24 protein-coding genes are annotated in these 23232 nt (G+C 45.3%); 15 read left to right on the top strand and 9 right to left on the bottom strand.

What is annotated here, in order from left to right:
• Nucleotides 1-2: 2 nt before the first annotated feature.
• Both coaD and SSED_RS00600 read right to left on the bottom strand, forming a co-directional pair.
• Nucleotides 3-479 carry a pantetheine-phosphate adenylyltransferase gene (gene coaD / locus SSED_RS00605; RefSeq protein WP_012004254.1) on the bottom strand — a complete coding sequence of 159 codons (477 nt, stop codon included), beginning with the start codon at nt 477-479 and terminating at the stop codon, nt 3-5.
• 53 nt (nt 480-532) lie between these two features.
• Nucleotides 533-1591: a CDP-glycerol glycerophosphotransferase family protein gene (locus SSED_RS00600; RefSeq protein WP_012004253.1), complete on the bottom strand. Its 1059-nt coding sequence runs from the start codon at nt 1589-1591 to the stop codon at nt 533-535.
• A 286-nt stretch (nt 1592-1877) separates the two neighbouring features.
• Here SSED_RS00600 and SSED_RS00595 point away from each other — a divergent pair, with 286 nt between their 5' ends.
• Nucleotides 1878-2297 carry an FAD synthase family protein gene (locus SSED_RS00595; RefSeq protein WP_012004252.1) on the top strand — a complete coding sequence of 140 codons (420 nt, stop codon included), beginning with the start codon at nt 1878-1880 and terminating at the stop codon, nt 2295-2297.
• Entirely contained in the window at nt 2298-3368 is a 1071-nt protein-coding gene (locus SSED_RS00590; RefSeq protein ID WP_012004251.1) for an iron-containing alcohol dehydrogenase, read from the top strand. It begins immediately after the preceding gene.
• A gap of 68 nt (nt 3369-3436) precedes the next feature.
• On the opposite strand, the gene SSED_RS00585 is transcribed toward SSED_RS00590, so the two are convergent.
• The 4 genes from SSED_RS00585 to SSED_RS00575 form a co-directional block, all read right to left on the bottom strand.
• Nucleotides 3437-4195, bottom strand: a complete 759-nt coding sequence (locus SSED_RS00585; RefSeq protein ID WP_012004250.1) for a glycosyltransferase family 25 protein — start codon at nt 4193-4195, stop codon at nt 3437-3439.
• Nucleotides 4196-4387: 192 nt separating this feature from the next.
• Nucleotides 4388-4546 (bottom strand): hypothetical protein, encoded by a 159-nt coding sequence (locus tag SSED_RS24740; protein WP_190273179.1) that lies wholly within the window; start codon nt 4544-4546, stop codon nt 4388-4390.
• A 72-nt stretch (nt 4547-4618) separates the two neighbouring features.
• Nucleotides 4619-5374, bottom strand: coding sequence for a glycosyltransferase (locus tag SSED_RS00580; RefSeq protein ID WP_012004249.1), 756 nt, complete (start codon nt 5372-5374; stop codon nt 4619-4621).
• A gap of 109 nt (nt 5375-5483) precedes the next feature.
• Entirely contained in the window at nt 5484-6512 is a 1029-nt protein-coding gene (locus SSED_RS00575) for a glycosyltransferase family 9 protein (RefSeq protein ID WP_012004248.1), read from the bottom strand.
• Between the two features lie 180 nt (nt 6513-6692).
• Between SSED_RS00575 and rfbC the strand changes: the two genes are divergently transcribed.
• From rfbC to SSED_RS00555, 4 genes are all read left to right on the top strand, one after another.
• Entirely contained in the window at nt 6693-7265 is a 573-nt protein-coding gene (rfbC, locus tag SSED_RS00570) for a dTDP-4-dehydrorhamnose 3,5-epimerase (protein WP_012004247.1), read from the top strand.
• Nucleotides 7262-8365 (top strand): dTDP-glucose 4,6-dehydratase, encoded by a 1104-nt coding sequence (gene rfbB / locus SSED_RS00565; RefSeq protein ID WP_012004246.1) that lies wholly within the window; start codon nt 7262-7264, stop codon nt 8363-8365. Before rfbC ends, rfbB begins: the two co-directional genes overlap by 4 nt.
• A complete protein-coding gene (gene rfbD / locus SSED_RS00560) occupies nt 8362-9231 on the top strand; it encodes a dTDP-4-dehydrorhamnose reductase (RefSeq protein ID WP_012004245.1) in 870 nt (289 codons plus the stop codon). The genes rfbB and rfbD overlap by 4 nt, the downstream gene beginning before the upstream one ends.
• Before the next feature lie 83 nt (nt 9232-9314).
• Nucleotides 9315-10037 (top strand): 3-deoxy-D-manno-octulosonic acid kinase, encoded by a 723-nt coding sequence (locus tag SSED_RS00555; RefSeq protein WP_012004244.1) that lies wholly within the window; start codon nt 9315-9317, stop codon nt 10035-10037.
• Between the two features lie 65 nt (nt 10038-10102).
• Here SSED_RS00555 and SSED_RS24735 read toward each other — a convergent pair whose 3' ends face one another.
• Nucleotides 10103-10255 carry a hypothetical protein gene (locus tag SSED_RS24735; RefSeq protein WP_190273178.1) on the bottom strand — a complete coding sequence of 51 codons (153 nt, stop codon included), beginning with the start codon at nt 10253-10255 and terminating at the stop codon, nt 10103-10105.
• Nucleotides 10256-10398: 143 nt separating this feature from the next.
• On the opposite strand from SSED_RS24735, the gene SSED_RS00550 reads away from it, so the two are divergent.
• Nucleotides 10399-10800, top strand: a complete 402-nt coding sequence (locus SSED_RS00550) for a helix-turn-helix domain-containing protein (RefSeq protein ID WP_041421471.1) — start codon at nt 10399-10401, stop codon at nt 10798-10800.
• 340 nt (nt 10801-11140) lie between these two features.
• Here the strand turns inward: SSED_RS00550 and waaA are convergent, their stop codons facing one another.
• Entirely contained in the window at nt 11141-12409 is a 1269-nt protein-coding gene (gene waaA / locus SSED_RS00545; RefSeq protein WP_012004243.1) for a lipid IV(A) 3-deoxy-D-manno-octulosonic acid transferase, read from the bottom strand.
• A gap of 157 nt (nt 12410-12566) precedes the next feature.
• On the opposite strand from waaA, the gene SSED_RS00540 reads away from it, so the two are divergent.
• The 7 genes from SSED_RS00540 (at nt 12567) to SSED_RS00510 (ending at nt 18813) form a co-directional block, all read left to right on the top strand.
• A complete protein-coding gene (locus SSED_RS00540; RefSeq protein WP_012004242.1) occupies nt 12567-13244 on the top strand; it encodes a TetR/AcrR family transcriptional regulator in 678 nt (225 codons plus the stop codon).
• A gap of 360 nt (nt 13245-13604) precedes the next feature.
• Nucleotides 13605-14261: a TetR/AcrR family transcriptional regulator gene (locus SSED_RS00535; protein ID WP_012004241.1), complete on the top strand. Its 657-nt coding sequence runs from the start codon at nt 13605-13607 to the stop codon at nt 14259-14261.
• A 656-nt stretch (nt 14262-14917) separates the two neighbouring features.
• Entirely contained in the window at nt 14918-16111 is a 1194-nt protein-coding gene (locus SSED_RS00530) for a glycine C-acetyltransferase (protein ID WP_012004240.1), read from the top strand.
• Nucleotides 16112-16147: 36 nt separating this feature from the next.
• A complete protein-coding gene (gene tdh / locus SSED_RS00525) occupies nt 16148-17173 on the top strand; it encodes an L-threonine 3-dehydrogenase (protein WP_012004239.1) in 1026 nt (341 codons plus the stop codon).
• 76 nt (nt 17174-17249) lie between these two features.
• Nucleotides 17250-17558 (top strand): thiosulfate sulfurtransferase GlpE, encoded by a 309-nt coding sequence (glpE, locus tag SSED_RS00520; protein WP_012004238.1) that lies wholly within the window; start codon nt 17250-17252, stop codon nt 17556-17558.
• Between the two features lie 64 nt (nt 17559-17622).
• Nucleotides 17623-18459, top strand: coding sequence for a rhomboid family intramembrane serine protease GlpG (gene glpG / locus SSED_RS00515; RefSeq protein ID WP_012004237.1), 837 nt, complete (start codon nt 17623-17625; stop codon nt 18457-18459).
• 156 nt (nt 18460-18615) lie between these two features.
• A complete protein-coding gene (locus SSED_RS00510; RefSeq protein ID WP_041421470.1) occupies nt 18616-18813 on the top strand; it encodes a hypothetical protein in 198 nt (65 codons plus the stop codon).
• 77 nt (nt 18814-18890) lie between these two features.
• Here the strand turns inward: SSED_RS00510 and elbB are convergent, their stop codons facing one another.
• Nucleotides 18891-19544 carry an isoprenoid biosynthesis glyoxalase ElbB gene (gene elbB / locus SSED_RS00505; RefSeq protein WP_012004236.1) on the bottom strand — a complete coding sequence of 218 codons (654 nt, stop codon included), beginning with the start codon at nt 19542-19544 and terminating at the stop codon, nt 18891-18893.
• Nucleotides 19545-19933: 389 nt separating this feature from the next.
• On the opposite strand from elbB, the gene polA reads away from it, so the two are divergent.
• Nucleotides 19934-22693 carry a DNA polymerase I gene (gene polA, locus SSED_RS00500; RefSeq protein ID WP_041421892.1) on the top strand — a complete coding sequence of 920 codons (2760 nt, stop codon included), beginning with the start codon at nt 19934-19936 and terminating at the stop codon, nt 22691-22693.
• Nucleotides 22694-23232 lie beyond the last annotated feature (539 nt).

The following is a 23232-nucleotide window of genomic DNA, read 5'->3' as shown; positions in this document are numbered from 1 at the left end:
TCTCAAACGTTTGTCATCAGTGCTTTCGCAACTTCAGGGTGAACAAACTGGCTGACGTCACCGCCATGATGCGCGACCTCTTTTACCAGAGTCGATGAGATAAATGAGTTCTCTTCCGCGGGGGTTAAAAACACGCTCTCAAGATCTGAGCTTAAACGGCGGTTCATATTCGCCAGCTGAAATTCATACTCGAAGTCAGAAACGGCTCTTAGACCACGTACTAATACGCTCGCCTTTTGCTCCTTGGCAAAGTCCACCAGCAAGCCACTAAAGCCCACGACCTCGACGTTATCTAAGTGTGACGTCACCAGTTGAAGCAAGGCCACACGCTCCTCCAATGTGAATCTAGGCTTCTTAGAGGGGTTGGCAGCAATCCCAATCACCACATGCTTAAATAGCTTAGCCGCCCGCTCGATGAGATCGGCATGACCATTAGTGACTGGGTCGAATGTTCCGGGGTAGATGGCTCTAGTGTGCATTTGTATTCCATTCAATAATTGTCTAAATTGACTTCTGTGTTAACGAAGCAAATCTAACCAAGAAGATAATTTACAATCCGCTTGCTGGCTAAGCCATCAACCCGGCCGGCTAGCTCTTGAGTATATTTAGCACGCTGAGGTGCAAACAAATCTGGATTTATCAGCTGTTCATCGACAACAGCCTTTAAGTTTCCATATGTTTCAGCATGGGCCGCAACGCCCGCATATCGATACAAGTCATTATCCATGCGTTTATTAAATCTAAACTTAAATATTCCCCGGTAACTCCACCTTAAATGGTAAAAATCACACCAGACTACAGGCTTATCCAGAGCGGCAAACTCAAATAGCGCCGATGAGGCATCACTAATCAGCAGATCTGCACTTGCCATAAAGGGAACTAAATTTGTTTCTTCGACTGGAGCTAAATAAACATTATCGAATGAAGCCCAGAACTCAAGAAGCTGCTTCTGCTTTTTGTAACCCGCTTTACTCAAAGAAAAATAGTGAGGTTTAAGTAAAATATTGTATTCGGCGAAATGCTCAGGCCACTGTTTAGCCATCTTCTCGATACTACTAGGGTAAAAAGTCGGAGCGTAGAGTAAAGTAGGTTTAGAAGGATCTAAACCGATAGCTTTAAGATCTAGCCCCTTTTCATGGCCTTGTAGGATTGGATCTAATTTTGCGTATCCTGTATCGATAAATGTTTTTGAGGGGAATAGCTGTTGTAATCGGTTTAAACGATACTCTCCCTCAACAAAACGTACATCCATATCTGATTCTGACACAGTGTAATAACACGCTTTGGGACCGATGCCGTGCTGCATCAGCGCTGTTTTCGATATCCCTTTTAGTTTTGATGAAGCATCAAAACTGTTACCAAAGATAACCCACTTAGGCTTATTTTCCAGATAAAAAGCCAACGCTTCCTCTGCATTATTAACCCATTGAACATTCAATTGATGCTGAGACACCAAGGCATCCAGCGCCGCTTGCTGCTCAGGATTTCGATAAACAATAAAATGTGCTGTTTCCCCACGTTTAATTAACTCATCCTTAACGGGCAAGTATTGTGGAAGATAATAGGGATGTAAAACATCAAAACAGATCACGGAAAACCTTCTTAAAAATGCTTCGAGTACGAAAGCTTAATACAAACCAGAGACAAGTATGACTCATCAGAGTTCACTCGAAAATTAATGCGGCGATTGTAACACATACACCTCAGACTATCGTTTTTTTGTCCTTAGCACACAAGTCTTATCCACATAAAGGAGATACATTAGGTCATATCATGGTTTCTCAAAAACTGACTTTGCTTTATCATAGCGATTCTTTCATAACTGTAATATCGTGTTTCATATATCCGTTTATGGAGCAGCAACTCTATGGTGCTAAATGTCTAAAAAAGTTTTAGTGGTCGGTGTATTCGATCTTTTTCATCGAGGTCATGTCGAGTTCCTTCAGAAAGCCTCAGAATTTGGTGATGAACTCATTATATTGATTAATGGCGATGAGATGACCGAAAAATATAAGCGGCGTCCAATATATAGTGAAGATGATAGGGCAACTATTCTCAATGCGCTCAGCTGTGTTTCACAGGTCGAAGTCACCAATAGTTTTGATATCAAACCTATTATTGAAAAATACAATATCGACGTCATTGTTCATGGTGATGACTGGGAACATGAATCATATTTAGCACAAATTCGGTGCACTCAATCATATCTTGACGAGCAAGGTGTAAGCCTAGCCTATACTGAATATCATAAATCTGTCAGTACCAGCACCTTACTAAAACAGATCAAGGAGGCATAATTGTCAGACTTCACAAGGAAGCTCAACACTCGACACTTGGAGTTTCCTGCCCAGTTGCTCGTTGAGAAAAATGCGATAGCAAATACGCCTCTGTTATCAAACTTACCACTTTCCCAAGGGGTACTGCTGGCCATAGATGATGGTGTGAAGACATTGGCTGAACAGGTTTTACCCCATTTATGGGCCAGTAAAAGCTGCACTACACATGTAATAGAAAAAGCTGACTTTACTAATGTATCTCAAATCGATGCCATTTGTGCAGAGCGACAAATCGAGACCGTCGTGGCTTTCGGTGGAGGAAAAGTTCTCGATGTATGCAAACGGTTAGCAAGCCTACGTCATATTGAACTCATTGTAATACCGACAGCACTTTCCAGCGATTGTGTCTCTTCGCCTATTGCCGTAATTTTTGATGAATCAGGAAAAAAGCTCAGCCTGCCTGCTGCAATTCCCAATGTCATCATCGTCGATACAAAGCTCTGCTCTCAAGCACCGAGGCGCCTTACTCAAGCAGGTATTGGCGATCTTCTTTCAAACTATTGTGCATTACTTGATATGAACTATGCCAAAGACAGAGCCGATGTTGATGGTTTTTCCTATCTGCTCGCCAAATCTGCGGCAAATGAGATTGTGGGCATGCAGCACCTGTCACTCACAGATCAAGCTGTGATCACTCAGCTCGCCGAAGGACTTATTTTGTCTGGGTTGGCGATGGGATTTTCGGGAGACTCTCGCCCCTGTTCCGGCGCAGAACATTTGATTAGCCATGCATTGGATTTTCTTAACCTTGGAGATGGTTTACATGGCGAACAGGTAGCACTGGGAATGAAGTTTTGCCATCACCTAAGATTACTCCTGAATCTACCAGCCCTAAATCCTTCAGTATTAGCATGTATTGATGGCTTCAATATTCGCAGTACCCCCGATTCATTAAACATCAGCAAAAATGAATTTTTTGAAGCATTAGCTATCAGCCCTGAAATGCGCAAAGGTCGTATGACATTTTTAGAGAAACAAAACTCTATACCTAAGGCCCAACTAGAAAAAGCATATATAAATGCATTTGAATAATGAACTTCAAATACCGTAAATCAGTACTTACGGTATCTATAATCAAAGCCTCATATAAAGAGAAAAAATTAGCCTTTCATTTTGGGGAATGGTGACAATTTAAACGTATTTAACAACACGTTTATCTCGTAAATAACCCGCAACCAGATGCGCTTAAATGCCCGACGTTGAACATAGTCCCTGTGCTGGCCAATTATATCTATTTCACTATCAAAGCCTGCCGGAACAGCAACTGGAGGGCTGACAACAAAACAACGCAACTCTCGTTCAAACCAATATTGAATATCTACATCGACCGGACGAGCAATTGGAAAACTATGCTTAAGTAGTTTTTTAGCCCCCACCTGAGACACAAATTGAGAACAGGTACTCGCTGGGAGTTTTGCTACTTTATGCAACTGCACTCCCTCATCTAAATTTAGCGATGCCACCTTCATTTTCAATCGTTTACGGTGAAACAGCTTGATATAATCCCAGTCAGATGAGTCCATTGAGAAAAATTGTGCAATGCACTCCTTAATGTTCTCTCGCAAAGAAACATCATCTTCAAGAATAAGAGCAAAATCCAGCTCTTCTTCAATAATCTTTTCCCAGCATTTAATATGACTCAAATAGCAACCTATCTCGCCATCATTGAGTCTCTTATCATACTTTTCCAGGTTGGTTGGCAGGTCGTAAACCTTTGCCCTTTCTTGCTCCGTCAGTTCACTGCCTCTCACGGCTGAAACCCGCTCATACTCAATGCCCATCTGGTCACACTGACTCGAGAGCTGTTCCCATCGGTCGACGCTGGAATCTAAATTAATGATATAAACTTTGAACTTCATTGACAGGACCTTGGAGCAAAAGAGAAAGAGGAAGCGGAGAGTAAGACGCTACATTTTACTGCGACCTTTGCGTATGCACAAGTCTTCGATATAGAAATATAGAACGCCTCACTTTTTCTTCCTTAGAGCACTTAATTAGCAATATTTAAAATGTTTTTCGTGTCTTGATATAACCTCTGATGCTACCTACCTCTAAGTTTGATTAATCTGACGCTTAATTTCATCCGTCGCGAGATCCAGGCCATTCAGGCTACTGCAGCAACCCATCCAGGTTTTTAATCTGCATATAGCCTTCTCTTCGATGAGGCTTACCCCGCCGCTTGTTGCCGCATTAAAGCGTTCATAGAGCAAGGCAGCACAAAAATAGCAAATAACAAAAAAAGAGCCCGAAAATGGGCTCTTTTTAATAACTTTATGACGGAATTACACGCCAAACAGCTTACAAATTCCCGCTTTAATTCGCTTGCATCCTACAGAGACATCTTTGGCAAATTGGCTCTCACCGATCTTATAACGTATTCCTCTGTGATCACCGATGTGGCGAACATAACCAGTTTCAAAGATAGCCCCTTTAAATCCTTTTCCATGGTATAGCTCACTCATATTCCACTCTCGGCCAAGCTCACCAATGGGCGCAACTAGCTGATAATCTTTGAGCCTTCTCAAACCAGGATTAAAAGTAAATCCGTGCCAAACGTCTGAATCAGCCTTTCTTCTATAATTTCGCATCATGATTTGGTAATCACGGCCACTAGGATCTTTGCACTTAAAGACTTCGGGTTCGACTGAGTGCTCATTGGTATCATTTTGCTCTCTAAGCCAAATGGTCACAACCTTGTCGTCACTATCGAGCACTTTAAACGAATCCTCAATAAAGCCTTCACGGTAGAACTCCCAATCATCTTCACAATGGAAGATATACTCAGAAGTTACCTTACTATAGGCCCTGTCGATGCTTTTCATCTGCCCTAACTGGGGTTCATTATTTAAAACGGTAAAATCAACACCAGGAAACTTAACCAATACCTTATTCAATTTGTCCAGGTTATGACTATCTTCAATAATGATATGTTGGGCAATAGGGTAGGTATTGAACTTGAAAAAGCTCACCAATGTTTTTTCGAGCAAATCAAACCTATTACAGCTGGTTAGTACCAAAGCTACGCTTCTATTTTCCACTTGTTCACCTAATAAAAATTTGAATAAAGCCAGTTAAAGCCAGTTAAAGCCAGTTAAAGCCAGTGTATGTGGACCACCGATACCAAGCAAGCATTACCCATAAGAAGGGTTAACTGAGTAACTTATCTAGTTGGCTGATAACTGGGGTCACTTCAATCTTCGCCATTAAATGCTCGCCCTTGGCTCGCGTTCCCCATACGGGGCTATCGACTTGCTCTGCGATAACCTCATCGTAGACGCTGACAACTGTATCTAAGCTAAAATAGGGCCCCGTCCTTCCAGAATTTGAGTGCGCATAAAGCCCTATTACTGGCGTACCTTGAGTCACTGCCATGTGGGCTGGACCGGTATCGGGGGCCAATACAATTGCGGCTTGCTTCAAGATAGCTAACAGCTGAGTCAACGAGGTCTTACCGACTTGATTTTCAAGGGGCTGAGAACAAGCTCGCTCGATAGCTTCTGCTAACTCTATTTCCAAGGGTACGGGCCCACCACAAAGCATTACTCTACAACCTCTTGATATCGCATGTTCAGCCACAGCGGCGTAGCGTTCTGGTAACCAGTTACGTTCAGCCTTACTCGCCGCAGCACAGATAACTAAGGTTTTATCGCCATCTGGGATCATCTTCTGGGCAAACTCGGTATCGGCTGACGGAACCGGAATATTCCATTTCGGAGAGAGATCGGTAACACCAAGCGCCTTAGCGAACCCCATAAAGCCTTCAAGCACATGTGGCGTCTCTTGCGGCTCAACCTTGTGATTTGTCACTAACCACTGCCCCTCTTTAGCCCTGAAACGATCGAAGCCGATTCGAACCTTGGCAGATATTGCCAGTGAGGCTATAGTCGCTCTCAAGGCCACTTGCATATGTAGCAGCACATCAAACCTCTGCCCCGCTAATGCCTTTCTTAAATTGAAATAGCTGCGCCAACCCTGTGACTTGTCAAAAATAACAAACTCAACCCCCTCAAGATGCTTAAGCAATTGATACTCAACCTTGCCTATCACCCAGGTTATCTTAAGTGCCGGGTATTTTCTCTGTATCGCCTGCACCATAGCCACAGCATGGCATACATCGCCGATGGCGGATAAACGCAACAGACATAGGGAGTTAATCTTATTAAGTTTTAAGCTCATAGTGCTCGGGAGTTGATGGATAGAACCAACAAAGTTTAATGTAGAACCCACTTCGGTTCCAAGCTTTAACTGACAATTCTCAACATCAGGTTCACTAAGCTAATAAACCGAACCGCTCAGGCCCCAAGAAGGTGTTATTATTGAAGGTAATTTCCCTATGCAGCCATTAACAGGCCCGAGATGAAAGTCATCGACACCCCCATTGCAGATCTCAAGATTATCGAACCCAATCTATTTGGCGATGAGAGAGGTTTCTTCTTCGAGTCATTTCGGGACTCCTGGTTCAGGGAGCATGTCAGTGATGTTCACTTTGTTCAGGAAAACCACAGTAGATCCAAGCGAGGGATATTGAGGGGGCTGCACTATCAATCCAGCCAGACTCAGGGAAAACTGGTGCGTGTCATCTCCGGAGAGGTTTTCGATGTAGCCGTCGATCTGCGCAGAGAGAGCACCACATACGGACAGTGGTTCGGTACCTACCTTAGCGAAGAAAACAGACGCCAACTCTGGATCCCGGCAGGGTTTGCCCACGGCTTCTATGTCATCTCAGAATCGGCAGACTGTATCTATAAATGTACCGATTACTACGCGCCGGAGTTCGAAAAAACCATCATCTGGAACGATACTGAGTTATCGGTAGATTGGCCACTCTCCAGAGTCAACAGATCGAAGACCGACGACATAGCGCAGCCCATACTGTCGGCAAAGGACAGCGCGGGGCTAGCATTTAACAGTCGGGAGCACTGGCTATGAGTATGCACAAAGATAAAACTGTTCTGGTAACGGGCGGCGCCGGGTTCATCGGCTCAGCCCTGGTGAGATTTCTGATTAACGAGACATCTCACAGGGTTATCAACCTGGATAAATTAACCTATGCGGGTAACCTGGAGTCTTTAACCTCGATAGAGAGTAACGAGCGGTATCATTTCATTCTTGGGGACATCTGCGACCGCCCTTTGGTCGATGACATCCTGAAGCGGTACCAACCCGATATCATCATGCACCTTGCCGCCGAGAGCCATGTCGATCGCTCTATCGATGGGCCGGATGAGTTCATACAAACCAATATTCTTGGAACTTATACCCTGCTGGAAGCGAGTCGGAGTTATCTTGCTGAACTTGAAGGCTGTAAGCAACAAGACTTCAGGTTTCACCATATCTCAACCGATGAGGTCTATGGCGATTTGGGTGAAACCGGACTCTTCACCGAGCAGAGCCCGTATAATCCAAGCTCGCCCTACTCGGCAAGTAAGGCTGCCTCGGACCATCTGGTCAGGGCCTGGTGTCGCACATTCCAACTCCCCGTGGTGATCACCAATTGTTCAAATAACTATGGCCCCTTTCAATTTCCTGAAAAGCTGATACCTCTGGTCATCCTTAACGCCTTGGAGGGGAAACCTCTGCCGGTTTATGGCGATGGAAAACAGGTAAGAGACTGGTTATATGTCGACGATCATGCTCGCGCCCTCTACAAGGTAGCGACCGATGGCAAACCTGGCTCGACCTATAATATCGGCGGCTATAACGAAAAACAGAATATTGACGTTATCACCACCATCTGTGATCAGCTAAACAGCCTGATTGAAAGCAAACCCTCAGGCATCGAGGAGTTCAATCAACTGATCACTTATGTCAAAGACAGGCCGGGACACGATCTCCGTTATGCCATCGATGCCACCAAAATCAAGAATGAGTTGGGCTGGAAGCCTGTGGAAACGTTCGAGTCCGGCATAGTAAAAACCATCCAGTGGTATCTGGACAACCTCGAGTGGTGTCGCCATATCCGGGATGGCAGCTATCGGAAGATTTCAGCCAATGATAATAATCAAATGGATGAGACTCCTAACGGATGACAAACTCAAGATTGAAGGTACTCATCTTAGGAAAAAGCGGTCAGCTTGCCCAAGCGCTTATCGCCAATAAACCCACTCCTATCGAATGCGTCGCACTCGGGCACCTCGATATAAACTTAGCAGTTACCGGTGAGATAGAATCGGCTATCACGACTAACAGAGCGGATATCATCATCAATACAGCGGCCTATACTCAGGTCGACTTGGCCGAATCAGAGCCTTCATTAGCATTCGAAATCAATGCGCTTGCGGTAGAAAATATTGCGAAGGCGGCGCGAAATACCAATGTCCATCTGATCCATCTCTCCACCGACTATGTCTTCGATGGAAAACAGAGTACTCCCTACACCATCTTTGATACCCCGCACCCTATCAATATCTATGGTGCCTCGAAGTTAACTGGTGAAAAAGCGCTTCGACAATGTATGCCAGTCGGGTCGACCACAGTGCGAACCTCATCGGTGTATTCGCAATATGGCAATAACTTCGTTAAAACCATGCTTAGACTGATGCGTGAAAAGTCTGAGATAAAGGTGATATCGGATCAGATCAGCAGCCCGACCTCAGCCAAAGAGCTGGCACGCTTCCTATGGATGCTCACAGAGCAAGAGTCACTGTCTCCCCTCTATCATTGGTGCGATAGTGGCAAGACCTCCTGGTATCAATTTGCCGTCACGATTCAGCAGTTGGCTCTGAAGTATGGCAAGTTAGAGAAAGCCATCTCGATTATTCCCATCTCATCCCAAGAGTATGGGGCTGCGGCGTTACGCCCGCCGTTCAGCCAGCTGGATATCGGTCAATCTCAAGCTCTGCTTCACTCCAAACCCTGGCAGGAAAACCTAGAGTCACTGATTAAGCGCCTCTAAATTAACTCCATTGCCACAACTTATTGTAGAATAGCGAACATCAGAATTAGCTTTCAGCCTAAACAGCGACGACCCGAGTCAATATGCAGATTAAACAAACCTCATCAGGCGCTATCGCATATTGCGATGCCACGCCTGAAACCATCTCAGTGCCGTGGTTTACCTTCGATTACTGGCAGAGCCAAGGTGCTATAACAGGTTCATCAAAGGGCCGATACACCACCTGGTTTGTTAAACCCAATATGGCTGAGACAGACAAGAGTGAATGGGTGCTGCGCCACTACTATCGCGGTGGGCTGATGGAAAAGATCAGCAAGGACTCCTATTTTTACACCGGTCTGAAAAACACCAGAGCGGTGGCTGAGTTATCACTATTAGAATTGCTGTATAGCGAAGGATTTGAAGTCCCCCGCCCCATCGCCGCCAACGTAGAGAGAAACGGTCTCTATTATCGCGCCGATATCATTATCGAACGCGTGGAGGGGGCCCAAGATCTGGTGGCCCAACTGAGCAAGTCGCCGATGTCAGATCTACAATGGCAGCAACTAGGTGCCTGTATCGCTAAATTCCACCAGCGAGGGGTCTATCATGCCGATCTCAACGCCAAGAATATCCTTATCACACCAGATAAATTCTACCTTATCGACTTCGACAGAGGTGAAATTCGCACGCCAAACCCCAAGTGGCAAGGTGCCAACCTGGAGAGGTTGTTACGCTCCTTCAGGAAGGAGCTGGCTAAGCTACCAACTTTAGCCTTCAATGAGACCAATTGGCAAAGTTTGATGCAGGGATATTCTAACCCTTAGGTCGGTACATAACCTTGCTAATTAGGCTTTAGCTGTCATTAAGAATAACCATAGCTTCATTAGCATTAATCGCCTGCTGCGGGCTTATGTGCAGGCACTTCTGTGGGACGACGCAAGTATGTCCCTATAGTCTCTACGATGACATCCCTGTCATCGAAGCCCACAGCCGCGCCTACACTTGGGTTATCAACCTCTGAAATTAACTTTATTGAATACATACACTAAAGGAATAACCATAAAACTTGCTCTATTCCACATTCTGCTTTAACAAGCCCCTTTAAAGGTTGTTTTTTATACCGGAAATCTCCATATAAAACAGTGAGTGATAAAAAATGATTTTATCTTTTGAAAGGAAATCTAAATGACACTAAATGACCAAATAAAGCTGGCAGGATTGAATGATATTGAACATCTCTCAAAAATTAGTGGAGAATCAGTTCAAGCTTTAGATAGTTGGGCCAATAGCAATACACAAATGTTCAAAGTTATTATAGATGGGGCTGCGTTACTTAATCGTGTTGAAAAAAACTTAGAATCCCACGCTCCCTTTAGAGATGTTGTCAGTTATTTATCAAAGCAGTATGAAGTTGGTGAGGAAGTACTTTCCGAACGAAGTATGGAACTAGAATTTGGTCATACGAGGTCCGTGGTAAGAGAGCAACTGGCCAAACTAGAATCTTATGGTTACTTATCCAAAAAGCAAGGCAAAAAAACTATAATAATTAAGGCTTTTGAAAAAAACCTATTAGATAAACTGCCCTAATAAATGTATAAAAACCAGTATAGTTGACACAATAACTCCCCCGTTGGAAGTTACCGAAGGGCGTTGGAATAAATCGGGTGAGAGCGACATGGATGTCGGGCTAACTTTCGGGGGGCAGGATGCCCCATCGGAAGTGTTAGCGATTTATCCATAAGCCCAGAGGAGCATAACTTCGCCGGGGCGTCATAGAGGATGCAAGGAGGATAAGGACGAGCAGTCCTCCTTGCCCGGGTGTGGGTTGGAGACCCGCGACGTTTATCAAGCGGAGCTTGATTAGCAGCTCCCCCCCGTTAAGCCAAATTTGATACAAATGAGCCAAAAGAGAAAATGTAATTAGCCTTCATTCGAAGGCGATCAACCGATTGGCAAGATCAAACTGATGCTGTAACGCCCCCTTGTTGGCGTCAACAACACTTAACCCAGCTTCGCTGGCTACCTGATATGCCGACTTATCTTCAAAGTTACGCACTAACGCTGTGCCTAACTCTTCGGCCGACGAGACCAGCTGCAGGGCTCCTGCCTCGTTGAGCAGGCCCGTGATCTCGGCGAAATCCCAATGATGTGGTCCGACAAATACGGGCAGGCCCAGCGCCGCAGGTTCTAGCGGATTATGACCGCCATTTTCAACTATTGTGCCACCGACAAATGCCTGATCGGCCGCGCCATAGAAGGTTAATAACTCTCCCATGGTATCGCCCAGGAGTACCTGAGTCTCATCATCGACGCTCTCTTTTAAGCTACGTCTGGCGAGAGTGAACCCGGATTCAGATATCTTCGACGCCGCCGCATCAAACTTCTCTGGATGACGTGGCACCATGATAAGCAGGGCATCCGGGTATATCGTCAACAGATGTCTGTGTGCAGCCAGGATAGCATCGAACTCACCGGGGTGAACGCTGCCTGCAATCCATACCGGGCAGGTTACAGCGCGCCATTGTTGGCGCAATGCCTTGGCCTGCTCACGCTTGTCATCGGCAATGGTAAGATCAAACTTCAAGCTGCCACACACCTCAACCCTGTCTGCGTTCACACCTAGTGCGATAAAACGATCTGCAGCTTGTTGTGACTGAGCCGCTATCGAGTCCAGACTCTGCAACATAGGCTGAGAAAGGGTTATCTGCTTTTGATATTTACCGGCCGATTTTTCAGATAAACGCGCATTGGCGAGCATCAACTTGATTCCACAGCGAGAGGCCTGATGGATCAAGTTTGGCCACAGTTCGGTCTCCATAATGATGCAGTACTGCGGATCCACCTGTTTCAGGAACCGACGAACACTAAAGGGCAGATCGAAAGGCAGATAACAGTGCTGAACGCTGTCACCGAAGGCTTTTGTCACCTCGGCAGAGCCGGTTGGACTCGTCGTAGTCACTGTGATGCTAAGCTGAGGGTGCGCTTGTTGGATCGCTTTAATCAGAGGAATGGCCGCAAGAGTCTCCCCCATAGAGACTGAATGAATAAGCAGGTCGCTCCCCTTGAGGGATGTAAGGCCAAACCTCTCCCCCCACCTACCACGGTAATCGGGACTCTTGATGGCACGCACGGCTAAATATATAACCAACAGAGGAAAAAGTAGATAGAGTAATATTGAATAAATAAAACGGTTCATTCGCCCATACGCTTAATTGAATGGCATCATATAAGTCAGTAATTTTAACACACTAAGCCCGCCTATAAGCCTCAGATTAAAGATAATTTACCTGACATTTTTGTTAAGTTGAGTTAGCTTATTCAATCAGTCGATATTTACTGTGTTCAGGATCAATATGAAAACCCGCGATAAAATTATCCACGCCAGTTTGAAGTTATTTAACGAGCGCGGTGAAAGAAATATCACAACTAATCATATTGCCGCCTACCTCAATATTAGCCCCGGAAACCTCTATTACCATTTTCGTAATAAAGAAGACATTATCAGCTCCATATTCCTCCTGTATGAGGCTCACTTAGACTCAGGTTTTCAACCTTATATGGGGCAAGAGGTCAACCTGGAGTTACTCGTTGGTTATTTCGATACTATGTTCGAAACCCTCTGGGAGTTTCGCTTCATGTACGATAACCTGACCGACATTCTGACTCGGGATGAGGCCGTTCTGAAACGATATCAGCACACCCAGCAACAAGCCTTAACTCGCTCCAGCCACATCTTATCTAAACTGAGACAAGATGGTGTGCTCGCCATAGAACAGGAGCAGATAACGCCACTGGCAGATACGATGCGAATGATCGCCTGTTTCTGGATTGGCTATAAACAGACACACTCAATTAATGCCACCATAACCAAGGCTTCTCTGTATGAAGGCCTACTCAGGGTACTGATGATCTTTAAGGCTCATGCAACTCCTGAATCACAAGGCACCTTCACCAGGCTCGAACAACATTATCAAGCCATGGCTAACACCTGCTTTATGCCCAACTTAGACGTACACTCGTTGGCGTCATAAGCCTTCGTTTCCCTCCATTAGATTTACCATGAGTCCCGGTTCGTTAAATACTAACCTATTTAACGGCTGTCTCTGCGGTTCCACCTCAGGACCATTCTGAGATGGATAGAGGTTAACGACTTAACTACCCTATCTCCTATATAACTAAGTGGTCAGAGTTGCCAAAATACTTAATGAGATGAGTATCACTTCGCGGCATACTCAATCATTTTATAATTGAGCTTTGCCTGATTAATTCTGTCAGTGCTAGTATGTTTACTATTATTTGACAAATACTATGACAAAAATGGTAATTGGTCGGACAAACCGTCGATTAAAGATGAGCTTAATTCATCAATAATGAATCCAATTGGGACGCAAATGAAAACCCGCGATAAAATTATCTATACCAGCTTGGAGCTGTTTAACGAACACGGTGAAAGGAATATCACTACCAATCATATCGCAGCGCACCTGGGGATCAGCCCGGGTAACCTCTATTACCACTTCCGTAATAAAGAGGACATTATTCGTTCCATTTTTGCCCTGTACCATGATCACCTCGAGTCAGGATTCCAGCCCTACGAGGGTGAGCCTATCAGCATTGAGCTCCTCATCAATTACTTTGATGCTATGTTCTATGCGATGTGGGAGTTTCGTTTCATGTACGCGAATCTGTCCGACATTCTAAGCCGTGATGAGGAACTTAAAAAACTCTATCTAGCCGCTCAGAAACAGGTGCTTACCCGTAGCAGCCAGATCTTGATCAAGCTGAATCAGGATGGAGTCCTCTCGATAGAACAGGATGAGATCATCCCTCTTACCGAAACGATGAAGATGATTGTCAGCTTCTGGATTGGCTACAAACAGATCCACTCTATCGATACCCGTATCACCAAGACATCACTCTATGAAGGCCTGCTTAGGTTATTAATGATTGCGAAAGCCTATTCGACTCCCGATTCACGGGCAACCTTTGTTCGGCTCGAGCAACATTACCGTAGACTGGCCGCATCGCCAACCGCACAGAGCGTCTGACATTATACCAATCAGTATAAGAAAGTGATCTACTCAGCGTATTTTTTGGCAACTAATTCAAGGCGAATGGATGATGGAATGGTTGTTCCCTTGTGAGGCCATTCAACGCAGAAGTAGGCAGCCAAAAACACGCCAAGCAGGCGAGTTTTAGCGCATCCGATGCTGTGTTAACGAGCTTGAACGTAGAACAACTATGCTCTTCACTCGTTGCGAGCAACATGGTCTTGTATGTTCCCTACATACTTAAAACATTTCCTCCATCCGTGGAGGTCAGATGTTGCAAATGTCATTTATGCAGGAGCAATTAATGACCTTGCCTCTGAAGCGCTAAATTCTCGCTGAGCGAGCACATCTTTATACTGATTGGTATTAATCGCCGGTGTCATCACCGGCGCTCTATTTTTGATTAGACAACTTCCAGCTCATTAAGATTAATTCCTTTCTATAAGCCTCTCTAAAAAGACAGATATGAATGACACTCACCAGTCCTTTTTATGTCGTGTTAACGATTAGTTTTATTCATGTGAATGCCCGGCATCCCCTAAACTAATTAATCTTGCTGCCACCGATGAAAAAAAGGCTGTAGGGCTAACGATTTTAAGGTTAAAATGCCGCCACTCCCATACTCAAAATAATGCTAACGAAGGAGAATTAAGGTGACAACGACCTCATTCTACAACCAGATCAATCAACAGCTCGCTGACGTTAAAGCCGAAGGCTTATACAAGAGTGAGCGCGTAATCGTCTCTCCTCAGCAAACCGAAATTAGGGTCAATGGAACCGAAGTGATGAACTTCTGTGCCAATAACTACCTTGGTCTTGCCAACCACCCAGAGCTGATAAAAGCGGCTCAAGCCGGTTTGAATGACCATGGTTTTGGTATGGCTTCAGTTCGTTTTATTTGTGGTACCCAAGATATTCATAAGCAACTCGAATCTAGCCTGAGTGAATTTTTAGGCATGGAAGACACGATTCTTTACTCTTCATGCTTCGATGCGAATGCGGGTCTTTTTGAAACACTACTAAGTGCCGAAGACGCCATCATCTCAGATGCCCTTAATCATGCTTCAATTATTGACGGAGTACGCCTCTGTAAGGCTAAGCGCTTCCGTTACGCCAACAACGATATGGCCGATCTAGAAGCTCAACTTAAGGCCGCAAAAGAAGCCGGTGCCCGTAACATCATGATTGCTACCGATGGGGTATTCTCGATGGATGGCGTTATAGCCAACCTGAAGGGTGTCTGTGATCTCGCCGATAAATACGGTGCGCTCGTTATGGTCGATGACTCTCATGCGGTAGGTTTCATTGGAGCCAATGGTCGTGGCACACATGAATATTGCGAAGTGATGGATCGCGTCGATATTATCACCGGTACCTTAGGTAAGGCCTTAGGCGGTGCATCGGGTGGATTTACATCGGCTAAAAAAGAGGTGGTTGATTGGTTACGTCAACGCTCTCGTCCATACCTATTCTCTAATTCTTTAGCTCCTTCTATTGTCACGGCATCGATTCATGTACTCGAAATGCTCAAGTCAGGACAGGCACTACGTGAAGCCGTTTGGGAAAATAGTCGTTACTTCCGTGAAAAAATGACCGAAGCAGGCTTTACTTTAGGTGGTGCAGATCATGCAATTATCCCGGTAATGATTGGCGATGCTAAACTAGCTGGTGACTTCGCAAACCGACTACTCGAAGAAAATATCTATGTCGTCGGTTTCTCATTCCCGGTTGTACCTAAGGGACAAGCGCGTATCCGCACTCAGATGTCTGCGGCTCACACTAAAGCACAGATAGACAGAGCTATCGAGGCGTTTACTCGTATAGCCAAAGAGATGGGTATCATTTAAATAGGATATCGAGATGAAGCCAGTTAAGGTTATCAAATGAAAGCACTGAGTAAGTTAAAGCCAGAAGAGGGTATCTGGATGGTCGATGCTCCCAAGCCGGAGATGGGCCATAACGACCTGTTAATAAAGATCAGAAAAACGGCTATCTGTGGTACCGATATCCATATCTATAACTGGGATGAGTGGTCACAAAAAACCATTCCGGTACCTATGGTGGTTGGGCATGAATATGTTGGTGAAGTCATCGATATGGGCATTGAAGTACGTGGTTTCGATGTCGGAGACCGCGTTTCCGGTGAAGGTCATATTACCTGTGGTCATTGCCGTAACTGTCGAGGCGGACGAACTCATCTTTGTCGCAATACTTCCGGAGTCGGCGTCAACCGTGATGGGGCTTTTGCAGAATATTTAGTTATTCCGGCATTCAATGCCTTTAAAATTCCTGATGATATCTCAGATGATCTCGCCTCTATCTTCGATCCATTTGGTAATGCAGTGCATACGGCACTCTCTTTCGATTTGGTCGGGGAGGATGTGTTAATCACAGGTGCAGGTCCTATCGGGATCATGGCTGCCGCCGTTTGTCGTCATGTTGGCGCTCGCCACGTGGTGATCACGGACGTCAATGAATACCGCCTCGAATTAGCCAATAAGATGGGGGCGACACGTGCAGTCAATGTTGCTAAGGAAAGTCTCGAAGGGGTTATGGAAGAACTTGGCATGACCGAAGGTTTCGATGTGGGCCTCGAGATGTCGGGAGTACCGAGTGCATTCCACTCCATGCTGGATACCATGAACCACGGTGGCAAAATTGCCATGCTGGGTATTCCTGGTGGAGAGATGGCGATCGACTGGAGTAAAGTTATCTTTAAAGGATTAATCCTGAAGGGTATCTACGGTCGTGAGATGTTTGAAACTTGGTATAAGATGGCGAGCCTGATCCAATCCGGATTAGATATCTCTCCAATTATCACTCACCATTTCAAGATTGATGACTTCCAGCAAGGCTTCGACGCTATGCGTTCGGGTCAATCAGGTAAGGTTATTCTTAACTGGGATTAATCCGGCATGGGGCTGTACTAATACGGCCCCGTATTACACACTTAAACCAACGACTCCTCCTTAAAAGAACCGCATTATGTCCAGCTTCCAGCATTTTAGTGTCAATCAATTGATCCAACTCTCAGAGAGTAACCCAGATATCCAGATAGCCGATATTCGCGATGCAGCCAGCTTCGAGTCAGGTCATGTAGAGGGTGCTATCAATCTTTCTAATGAAAATTTAGCAAATTTCATAGCAGAAGCCGATATGGATCTCCCCCTCATCGTCATCTGTTATCATGGGATCAGTAGCCAAAGCGCCGCACAATACCTGGTCGAACAGGGTTTTGACCACGTATATAGTCTGGATGGTGGTTACCAGGCTTGGCGAGAAGCACACACATAACCATGTCTTATACCCAAACGACCTCGAAATGCAGGATTAAGCGACATTCTGATAAGGACACTCGATGATAGAGATAGGCAGATTACCCAATGAGCGCGCAGCTCAGGCACTCGTCGATTACCTTAAAGGTCAAAATATCGATTGCAAAGTGATCGCTGCAGAACAAGGTGTGAGCTTAATCGTTATTCATGATCAAGATAGCGTACGGGCCGGAATTGAGTTCCAGCGCTTTATTCAAAACCCCTACGATGAGAAGTACCTTCAGGCTTCCTGGGATAACGGTGATACCAACGCAAAATTTGACTATGGCGCCCCGACACTTCAGTTGCTGACCCAGTTTATTACAGGAGCCGGGCCGCTGACACTATCGATTTTTGGCGTCTGTATTTTGATTTTTGCCGGATTCAACCTCGGCTTTGCCAACCCGATTTATGAATACCTCTCCTTCTTTAATGCCGTACCCGGCACCGAACTCACCGACTTTTGGAGAGTATTCACCCCATCGCTGTTACACTTTTCTGCCCTGCACATCATTTTCAATCTGCTCTGGTGGTGGTATTTAGGTGGGAAAATTGAGAATAAAATCGGTATATCCCCTCTGCTTACTCTGCTTTTAGTAGCGGGAACCCTACCCAATATTCTGCAATATTTTATTGGCGGGCCACATTTCGGTGGCCTCTCCGGCGTTGTCTATGGGGTCGTGGGTTACACCTGGATCATGGGAGTGAAGAGGCCAGAGAAAGGAATTGGACTCCCACCGGCATTAATGGGGTTTTTAATGCTATGGTTAGTCTTCGGATTCACCGACCTATTCGGGCTCTCCATCGCCAATGGCGCACATACCGGTGGTCTTGTGGTAGGTCTGTTACAGGGATTGATTGATAGCAAAAGAAGAACCTAGGTTCGAGGTTTTAGAGCCTAGAACCTAGGCTGCTACAAATACGGCTGAAAATGCCTCCGGGCTCGTGAGCAATAGAGGAAGCTGGCACTCCCTCTTGTAGGTTTGATTTAATAAACAACATTAGTATCCAACAACCACTCAAGGATAGAGGTAATTATGGATAAAGAATCGAGTAAACGGCCTGAGAATAAACAGGCTCAAGAGCCAAGCTTACTCTCTCAACTTTTTCCAACCGAATTTGGTTTTGCCGAATCGGCTGGAAACTCTAAAACACTCATTATCATGCTCATCATCTTCATAGTGCTATTTGGTGGCTTTGCACTATTTCTAATGAAAATGGCAAATGCAATCTAATGTATTATTGTGGCTACCACCTAGAGCGCAGGCTCCTCGAAGCGAAGCGCTCTAGCCAGTCCTATTTTTACCTTTTTCTAAACCATCTCCAGTACTTTCTTTACCAGCTTCTCGATACCTTCATTAGCTTCGGCAATATTTCCGGCCAACATATACGCGGGAGTACTCACAACCTTATTGGCTTCGTCCACGATAATGTCTTGTACAACGGCTTCTTGATGATGGCCTCCCATCAGGTTAAATGCCTGAGCCGTATCAACATCGTTGCCAATCGTCCCCGTCACTCCTTCTCCATAAAGCAGTGGGATCATGATTGGGGCGATACAGATAAAGCCGACAGGCTTTTTCGCATCGGCAAATTCGGAGATAAAATCGGAAACCTCGAGAGAGATCTCACAGTCACTGCCATTAGTTGCAAAGTTGCACAGATTCTTTGCCGCACCAAAACCACCGGGGATAACCAGTGCATCGAATGCTTCTATATCGAGTCGATCGGTAGCCATGATCTCGCCCCTCGCAATCCTTGCCGACTCCACCAGAACATTTCGACTCTCTTCAGCAGAAACTTCTCCGGTCAGATGATTGACGACATGCATCTGCTCAATGTCAGGAGCAAAACATTGATAACTAGCACCGAGTTTAGTGAGTGCCAGCATAGTTAACACAGCCTCATGGATCTCTGAACCATCGAATACACCTGCACCACTCAATAAGACTGCTATTTTTTTCATTAAAAACGCTCTCCATATACTTTTTTATTTTAACAAGACCACAACAAATAACTTGATCCGATTATTTTTCGTGCTAAGTTAGTTCCTCGACTTTATCAAGCGCCGAATATTTAACCAAGCACAGAATCGAAAAAGAGAACGGAAAAATTAAGTCCACAAATTGAGATCATTTTCAAGAAACTTATACCCACTTCACACTTTTTTGATTTCAACCCGCAAATCAAAGACTTAGTAGAGACCCTTTTCTGCTCATATCTGGTTGTACATACCACAAGCAATTTTTCACTCACAGAGTTATCCACAGGCTGTAGAATAATTTACAATGGCTGAAAACGCCCATATGTGGCATGCTAGCGGCATCATCGAAAATCAAAAACCGAATACTCATTATGCCAAAAATTGCTGAAAACCCTTTAGTTCTTGTGGATGGTTCCTCCTACCTATATCGAGCTTATTATGCGCCACCACATCTAACAAACTCTAAAGGTGAAGCAACCGGGGCTGTCTATGGCGTAATTAATATGCTTCGTAGCCTGCTTAATCAATATAAGCCCAGCCAGATGGCCGTTGTATTCGATGCGAAAGGAAAAACCTTTCGTAACGATATGTATGAAGAGTACAAAGCGCATAGACCAGCGATGCCGGATGATCTGCGTTCTCAAATAGAGCCACTGCACAGAATAATACGTGCTCTGGGCTTACCTCTGGTTTGCATTCCCGGCGTCGAAGCCGATGATGTTATCGGTACCATCTCTACTCAAGCCAGTAAGGAAGGTCGAGCCGTCCTTATTAGTACGGGTGATAAAGACATGGCTCAGCTGGTCGATGAGAATGTCACGCTTATCAATACTATGACTAACACCATAATGGGACCCTCTGAGGTTACCGAGAAATTTGGCGTCGGTCCTGAATTAATCATCGATCTGTTAGCACTTCAGGGGGACAAGGCTGACAACATTCCCGGCCTGCCTGGTGTCGGAGAAAAAACGGCCCTTGCCATGTTAACCGGCGCAGGAAGCATAGATAAAATTCTTGCTGCACCAGAAAAAATGCCTGAGCTCGGTTTCAGAGGCTCTAAGACCATGCCCGCTAAATTAGCCGAGCATGGTGATATGTTGAAGCTATCCTACGAGCTCGCAACCATTAAACTCGATGTCGAACTTGAGCAGGACTGGAAAGATCTCACCATAGCTCCGGCTGACAAAGATGAATTGATAAAATGCTATGGCGAGATGGAGTTCAAGCGTTGGTTGGCAGAAGTGCTTGATAACAGGAGCGGCTCAAGTGCATCGACTCAAACGTCAACGGAAGAAGATGAACTTCCTAAACAAGATATCAAAACTGAATACTCGACGATTCTTACCCATGACGAGCTTGATGAGTGGATCGATAAGCTGTCAAAAGCCGAGCTTTTTGCGGTCGACACCGAAACTACCAGCCTCAACTATATGGAGGCGAAACTTGTCGGTCTCTCTTTTGCTGTAGAAGCGGGTAAAGCAGCCTATCTGCCCTTAGCCCATGACTATCTTGACGCGCCACAGCAACTTAACCAAGCCGAAGCATTGGCCAAGTTGAAACCATTGCTGGAAAATCCAGAGATTAAAAAAGTGGGCCAGAATTTAAAATATGACATGAGTATTCTGGCTAATGTCGGCATAAAGCTGCAGGGTATCGCCTTCGATACTATGCTCGAATCATATGTATTCAACTCGGTCGCATCCAAACACAACATGGATGACTTGGCACTGAAATACCTGGGCCATAAAAATATCAGTTTTGAAGAGATCGCGGGGAAAGGGGCAAAACAGCTTACCTTCAATCAGATTTCATTAGAGGTCGCCGCACCTTATGCGGCCGAAGATGCTGACATCACCCTAAGGTTGCACCAACACCTCTGGCCAAGATTACAAAAAGAGCCGGAATTAGCCTCAATATTTACCGAAATAGAGCTGCCTCTGGTTCAAGTGCTTTCCGATATGGAGCGCCAAGGGGTGCTTATCGACAGCATGCTATTGGGTCAACAGAGCGAAGAGCTGGCCAGAACCATCGATGAGCTTGAGCAGAAGGCTTATGAAATCGCCGGTGAATCCTTTAACTTAAGCTCACCAAAACAGCTGCAAGTGCTCTTCTTTGAAAAACTGGGCTACCCGATCATCAAGAAGACGCCTAAAGGTGCGCCATCGACCGCAGAAGAGGTGTTAGTTGAGCTAGCCTTAGATTACCCATTACCTAAGATTATTCTGCAGCACAGAAGCTTAGCAAAACTAAAGAGTACCTATACCGATAAACTACCGCTGATGGTCAATGCGCAGACCGGCCGTGTTCATACCAGTTACCACCAGGCTAATGCCGCCACCGGACGCCTGTCTTCCAGTGAGCCAAACCTGCAAAACATCCCCATTCGAACCGAAGAGGGACGACGGATCCGTCATGCATTTATTGCTCGGGAAGGCAGGAAGGTACTTGCTGCCGATTACTCTCAAATTGAGCTACGCATCATGGCACACCTTTCTCAGGACAAAGGTTTACTGACCGCATTTGCAGAAGGTAAAGATATTCATAAGGCGACTGCAGCAGAGGTCTTCGATGTTGACTTCACAGAGGTCACAACCGAGCAGAGACGCCGCGCCAAGGCGGTTAACTTTGGTTTGATCTATGGCATGTCCGCATTTGGACTCGCTCGCCAGCTTGATATCCCACGTGGTGAAGCCCAAAAATACATAGATACCTACTTTAAGCGTTATCCGGGCGTACTTAACTATATGGAAGAGACACGGGCAATCGCAGCCGATCTGGGTTACGTCTCTACACTCTATGGACGACGTTTATATCTACCGGCAATTAAAGATAGAAATGCCATGCGACGTCAAGCTGCCGAGCGAGCCGCGATTAACGCTCCGATGCAAGGCACCGCAGCCGATATCATCAAGAAAGCCATGATTAATGTTGCAGACTGGATTGCTAATGAAACTGATGGTGAGATCACCCTTATCATGCAGGTGCACGATGAATTAGTATTTGAGGTCGACAGTGATAAAGCCGAAGCACTTCAGGAAAAGGTATGTCAGTTGATGGCGGAAGCTGCCGATCTTGATGTGGAACTGTTAGCCGAAGCTGGGCTCGGTGACAACTGGGAGCAGGCTCACTAGCCAAACGAACCAGGAAAACTCCCCCCTCCCACTAACGCCCCTACACTTTTGGGGCGTTTCAGTCTCTATGAACCACACCTTCATTTTTGATATCGGCGGTATGCTCATCCTATTTCTGACTGACATATACCTACCTAGATCGATATCGAGATGCAAAAACGGCAAATAGCCCTCAGGGCACTGAGCAAAAACTCTAAATGTGGCAAAAAGATCAATTTTGGACTGAATTTTATTCAAATGTGGTTAACCGATTCATTATCAAACAAAAAAACGACATTTTTAGATCATAAATCGCTCAATTTTAAACAAGAACGTTAGATCGACGTCACATAATTGCAGTCTTTTTCAAGAAACAGTTTTTCATATTCAGACCAATGAGGTAATATTCTCTGCGTAGGGTACAGAGGTTAAGATGTTCTATCTTTCAGACCTTTTTATATCACTGTTATAGTGAACAGCCAAATTATGGCGCCCCAGCAATTTATTGCTGGGGCTTTTTTTCGTCTGTAATAAAATTTAGAGCATTTACTTTAAATGCG

This window comes from Shewanella sediminis HAW-EB3 (genome assembly GCF_000018025.1).
Classification (GTDB): domain Bacteria; phylum Pseudomonadota; class Gammaproteobacteria; order Enterobacterales; family Shewanellaceae; genus Shewanella; species Shewanella sediminis.
This window is presented reverse-complemented; position numbering and strand designations above follow the sequence as displayed.

Coding starts and splice junctions, on each gene's coding strand:
- coaD (WP_012004254.1), bottom strand. CDS start 479: ATGCACACTAGAGCCATCTACCCCGGAACATTCGACCCAGTCACTAAT.
- SSED_RS00595 (WP_012004252.1), top strand. CDS start 1,878: ATGTCTAAAAAAGTTTTAGTGGTCGGTGTATTCGATCTTTTTCATCGA.
- SSED_RS00585 (WP_012004250.1), bottom strand. CDS start 4,195: ATGAAGTTCAAAGTTTATATCATTAATTTAGATTCCAGCGTCGACCGA.
- SSED_RS00575 (WP_012004248.1), bottom strand. CDS start 6,512: ATGAGCTTAAAACTTAATAAGATTAACTCCCTATGTCTGTTGCGTTTA.
- rfbC (WP_012004247.1), top strand. CDS start 6,693: ATGAAAGTCATCGACACCCCCATTGCAGATCTCAAGATTATCGAACCC.
- rfbB (WP_012004246.1), top strand. CDS start 7,262: ATGAGTATGCACAAAGATAAAACTGTTCTGGTAACGGGCGGCGCCGGG.
- rfbD (WP_012004245.1), top strand. CDS start 8,362: ATGACAAACTCAAGATTGAAGGTACTCATCTTAGGAAAAAGCGGTCAG.
- SSED_RS00555 (WP_012004244.1), top strand. CDS start 9,315: ATGCAGATTAAACAAACCTCATCAGGCGCTATCGCATATTGCGATGCC.
- SSED_RS24735 (WP_190273178.1), bottom strand. CDS start 10,255: ATGTATTCAATAAAGTTAATTTCAGAGGTTGATAACCCAAGTGTAGGC.
- SSED_RS00550 (WP_041421471.1), top strand. CDS start 10,399: ATGACACTAAATGACCAAATAAAGCTGGCAGGATTGAATGATATTGAA.
- waaA (WP_012004243.1), bottom strand. CDS start 12,409: ATGAACCGTTTTATTTATTCAATATTACTCTATCTACTTTTTCCTCTG.
- SSED_RS00540 (WP_012004242.1), top strand. CDS start 12,567: ATGAAAACCCGCGATAAAATTATCCACGCCAGTTTGAAGTTATTTAAC.
- SSED_RS00535 (WP_012004241.1), top strand. CDS start 13,605: ATGAAAACCCGCGATAAAATTATCTATACCAGCTTGGAGCTGTTTAAC.
- tdh (WP_012004239.1), top strand. CDS start 16,148: ATGAAAGCACTGAGTAAGTTAAAGCCAGAAGAGGGTATCTGGATGGTC.
- glpE (WP_012004238.1), top strand. CDS start 17,250: ATGTCCAGCTTCCAGCATTTTAGTGTCAATCAATTGATCCAACTCTCA.
- glpG (WP_012004237.1), top strand. CDS start 17,623: ATGATAGAGATAGGCAGATTACCCAATGAGCGCGCAGCTCAGGCACTC.
- SSED_RS00510 (WP_041421470.1), top strand. CDS start 18,616: ATGGATAAAGAATCGAGTAAACGGCCTGAGAATAAACAGGCTCAAGAG.
- elbB (WP_012004236.1), bottom strand. CDS start 19,544: ATGAAAAAAATAGCAGTCTTATTGAGTGGTGCAGGTGTATTCGATGGT.
- polA (WP_041421892.1), top strand. CDS start 19,934: ATGCCAAAAATTGCTGAAAACCCTTTAGTTCTTGTGGATGGTTCCTCC.